General features: G+C 59.3%; 3 protein-coding genes and 1 pseudogene. All 4 read right to left on the bottom strand.

All coding sequences use genetic code 11. From position 1 onward, the window contains the following. Nucleotides 1–20: 20 nt before the first annotated feature. A complete protein-coding gene (locus tag ACLP25_RS12470) occupies nucleotides 21–1022 on the bottom strand; it encodes a hypothetical protein (protein WP_442469510.1) in 1002 nt (333 codons plus the stop codon). A gap of 245 nt (nucleotides 1023–1267) precedes the next feature. After that, on the bottom strand, nucleotides 1268–2749 hold the full coding sequence (locus tag ACLP25_RS12465) for a DEAD/DEAH box helicase (RefSeq protein ID WP_442469509.1): 1482 nt from the start codon (nucleotides 2747–2749) through the stop codon (nucleotides 1268–1270). 103 nt (nucleotides 2750–2852) lie between these two features. Further along, on the bottom strand, nucleotides 2853–3020 hold the full coding sequence (locus tag ACLP25_RS12460) for a hypothetical protein (RefSeq protein WP_442469511.1): 168 nt from the start codon (nucleotides 3018–3020) through the stop codon (nucleotides 2853–2855). 320 nt (nucleotides 3021–3340) lie between these two features. Then, nucleotides 3341–3577: pseudogene (locus tag ACLP25_RS12455) on the bottom strand (DNA methyltransferase); the annotation flags it as partial. Nucleotides 3578–3871 lie beyond the last annotated feature (294 nt).

The following is a 3871-nucleotide window of genomic DNA, read 5'->3' as shown; positions in this document are numbered from 1 at the left end:
CCTCGAAGCCCTCGCCACCTTCACCATCCCGCCCCACCTCCTCTCGGTCCAAAAAATCGAATGAGAACCAAGCCACAGGGCACTTTTAGAATCGCTGGCGCAGCTCGCGTGCTTGATGACGCGAGTTTCGCGAGAAGCTGCTCTCGGATGTCGAGACCGTCTCTCGATTTCTCAACCATCAGGAAAAGGCCGCCCCCGCTGCGCTCCCAAAGTTCGCCGACGGCGCGCTTCTCGTCCGTTTCGGGGCTTATGGCGTCACGCTCGCCCTTATACTCGACGACGAAAATTCGCCCGTCCTTGAGCTTGGCGACAAAATCGGGATAGAACTTTTCCGTCGCGCGCGGGAGATAAAAGGCGTCACGATGGCGCGCGACGTTGCGGACCCAGAAATCCACCTGAGGCAAGCTGTCGATGCATTCAGCGCACTGTGGCTCCTCGCCGTCGATCTTGCCGCTGAGAGCGGGTACGTTGTTCTCTCCTAAGTAGTGTCTCCGAAAACGATAGCGGCCTCCGGGCGGCTGCTTGCGAACGTCGGAAAACATGTTTGCGTGAAAGCGAAATCCGTTCTCGGCGGACACCGACACGATCGCACCAGGATCGAACAGATAGCGCTGGTAGCCCTTCTTGCGGGCCTCGTCGCGCGCAGCGCTGACTTTCTCGGCCAGCTTGCGCGCCAATACGTATTTGACGCGCCATAACGTGCCGATGCCCAACCCACGCTGGACGACCAGATGCGTAAGCGCATCCTGAACCCATCTCAGCATTTGCGTGGTGGGAATATCGGGTTGCCGGATCTCTCTATCGAGCCAGACCGAGAGGTTAACACGGTCCCAGCCTTCGACCGGCGCATCGAGAATGAGGCGATCCTGTTCGCTGAGCACTGAGTATCGAATGGCTCGGCCGTCCAGATCGATCTCGAACTCGACCGCGGTTTCCCGCACGTCGAATTCCTGCGGCGTAAGCAGGGCCCGGTAGTCGAGCGGCGACCAGTCGAATGTCTCGAAAAACTCATCGGCAAACACGAGTTCGCCCTGCACAACGATCATGAGGCGGGGCGCGATGAAGGCGTGGCCTCTCTGCGCGGGGGACAACGCTCGCTCGCGCTCGTACCGATAGGTTCGTGCCGCCGCCGCGAAGCCCGAGCGTTCATGCGCCGGCAGCGCCCGGCTGATGATGTTTTCGTGCTCCTCGCTGAGCGGACCAGCGATGCAGATAGCCGTCCTGCCGTCAGCGGTCGGCTCGAACTGCACGGCGCCGCCGATCTCCGTCAGCAGGTCAATCGCGACCTCCCGCGCGAGACTGACCGTATGTCGCAGTTCGGGTTCAGGCCGAGAACGCTGTACAAAGAGTCCATCGTCAAACCCCCTTGCACAGTTTCAATGTTCTCGGCGGCTTCGGTGTCGTCGAAGCCCATGAGAACGAGCTTGTCGACCAACGCTTTTGCGGTAGTCGCGAACTCGGTTTCCGAGACATGCGCATACGCCTTGTTCAACTCGGGCGCGTCGCGGCGCTTCGCGTATGGCATGCGTAAAACACGGCCGAGTAACTGCTCGACCGCCGTTGCGCTGCGAATGTTCGACACCGAACAGAACACGTAGGCGAAAGAGCAATCCCATCCCTCTTTGAGCGCCTCGACCGTGATCACATACTCGATCTTCGTCGCAGGATCGAAGAGGTTGAGTCCGTCGAGATCGCGCTGATCGCCGGTCGCGACCGCGATGGTCGCCTCGGGAACACTCTCGTTCTCGGTCAGATGTTTCTTGAGGACATCGACTCTGACCTCTTCATCCTTCGGCTGCGCCTGAAAGAGGACAATGGGCCGAATGTACGCCTGCTGATCGGCGGCCGCCTTCGCGGCGAGGTTGGCGCGGGTGGCGATGGCTGCGGTAACGGCTGCCTGCCACGTCCTGTGCTCGGCCAGGACGATCGGGAGTTTGATCATCTCCTCGCGTTTCAGTTCCTCCGCTCGCACGTTGTATAGGATGTTCGACTGGAGCTGCGGCGTCGCAGTGAACTCAATGATCGCGGCCGGGTTGACGCGGGCCTGCATTTCGCGCGTAAGGCCCGTCATAGCATTGTGCGCTTCGTCCACGATCATCAGCGGACGATGCACATGCATCAGGTTCGCGAACGAGAACTTGATCTTCGTCGCGCCGCCCTTTTCGTAGGCTTCCAGACCCGGCCGGTTGTCCGGTATCCCTGTGAAGTGGGGCTCCAGTTCCTCGTTATGTGCATAGACCTTCCGGCCTTCCGTCTTGTCGACGCGTAGAGTCTGAATGGTGCCGATCACGACGCATGTGTTGTCGCGCAAGTCTTGCGGGCGGATGGCCGTAAAGTCCGCGATATCGAAGACGCGGACCCGGCCCTCGAATTTGTCGTCCAGCGCCTGCCGATAAGGGTGGCGCGTGTTCTTGAGCGCTTCAGCAGTCTGCAAGCGGATCGTGTTGGTCGGGGTCAGCCAGAGCACGAGCGGATAGTCGCGCTCGATCCAGTTTTCGCGCGCGACACTGACCGAATAGGCGCTCAGCAGCGTCTTGCCGCCGCCGGTCGGCAACCGCAGACAGACGTAGGGCGTATCCGGCAGTTCCTGCAACGGGCGATACCCGCTTGCAAATCGTCCGAGCCGCCGTTTCCGGTCGGGGTCGTGCAACTGCTTCTCGTAGGCGGCTTTCGGCCCTTCGACGCGCGCGTCTTTCAGGAAGTCGGCGAGCGCCTTTAGCGTGTCCTTCTGAAACTCTTTCAGTTCCATGCCCGGCCCTTCCCCGTCATTGCGAGCGGAGCGAGGCAGTCCACTCCTCGGGCGCGGCGGCTGGATTGCATCGTCGCTTCGCTCCTCGCAATGACGCTTGTCATCACTTGCGCGCCTTCACGTCGTAGGGCGTCTGTTTGAAGGTGATGGCCTCTCGCGCCAGCCTATCGGCGCTCAGTCGGCAGGCTTCGCCATAAACGGTGAATTGCCCCGCAAAACCTGCCTTTTTTGCCTCGTCACGAAGAATCGCGAGCGTCGCTCGCGTAAGCACGTTGCCGCCTTCGGGCGTCTTGTCGCCAAGAGCGCCGTTGTAAAGGAGACCATAGGCGCGGTTCTGCCCGACGCCAATAAGCGGCGACTTGCCCTTGCCGTTCCACGGCGTCCCGGTTTCGCTGAACCAGCATGTGCGGCTAGGACGGGGAAAGAGATATCGGCCCGAATGTGGCCTTCTGAGTCGAACACCGGGGGACCGAGGCGATAGAAGCGAAAGCCGCCGCCGCCTTTCCAGCCGACCGACTCAGAAATGCCGCCTTGCTCGCCGTCAATGACCTTGCGGAGACGCGGGACACAATGCGAAGCTGCGTGATCGCCCATCTCGATACCGATGTATCTGCGGCCCATCTTCTGAGCAACAGCAGCGGTTGTACCGGAACCAAGAAAAGAGTCTAAGACAATATCTCCGTAATTTGTCGATATTTGCAAAACTCGATGTATTAGGCGCTCTGGTTTCGGTGTTTCGAATGAAGCCTTTGCACCAAACAAGCGTTCTATTTCAGCGCTTGCATGCTGATTGAGTGCTAATCCGCTCCAAACGCTCCGGGAACTCATCCCTTGCTTCGCCTCATTTGCGAACAATTTTCTCATAGGCGTGCGCGCAGTACCCTTCACCCCCCAATAAAGACGCTTATCTTGTTAAAGTCGCAACATTTCTTCTTTGTTATGACGCCAGCAAGTGCCCTGTCTAGGGAACACTTCCTCTCCAGTATATGGATTTACTATGCCATAGAACAAGCTCTGCACAAAACGTTCCCCTTTCCCGTTTGCGGTCGTATCTATCTTTCGGAAGTCTCCGCGTGGGTCTCGACCATCCGGTTCCGTAAAGACAGCGTATTGTGCATTGGC

The sequence above is a fragment of the Roseiarcus sp. genome, from assembly GCF_052145395.1.
In the GTDB taxonomy this organism is placed as follows: Bacteria; Pseudomonadota; Alphaproteobacteria; order Rhizobiales; family Beijerinckiaceae; genus Roseiarcus.
The sequence above is the reverse complement of the archived record's forward strand: the minus strand, read 5'-3'. Positions and strand labels throughout refer to the sequence as shown.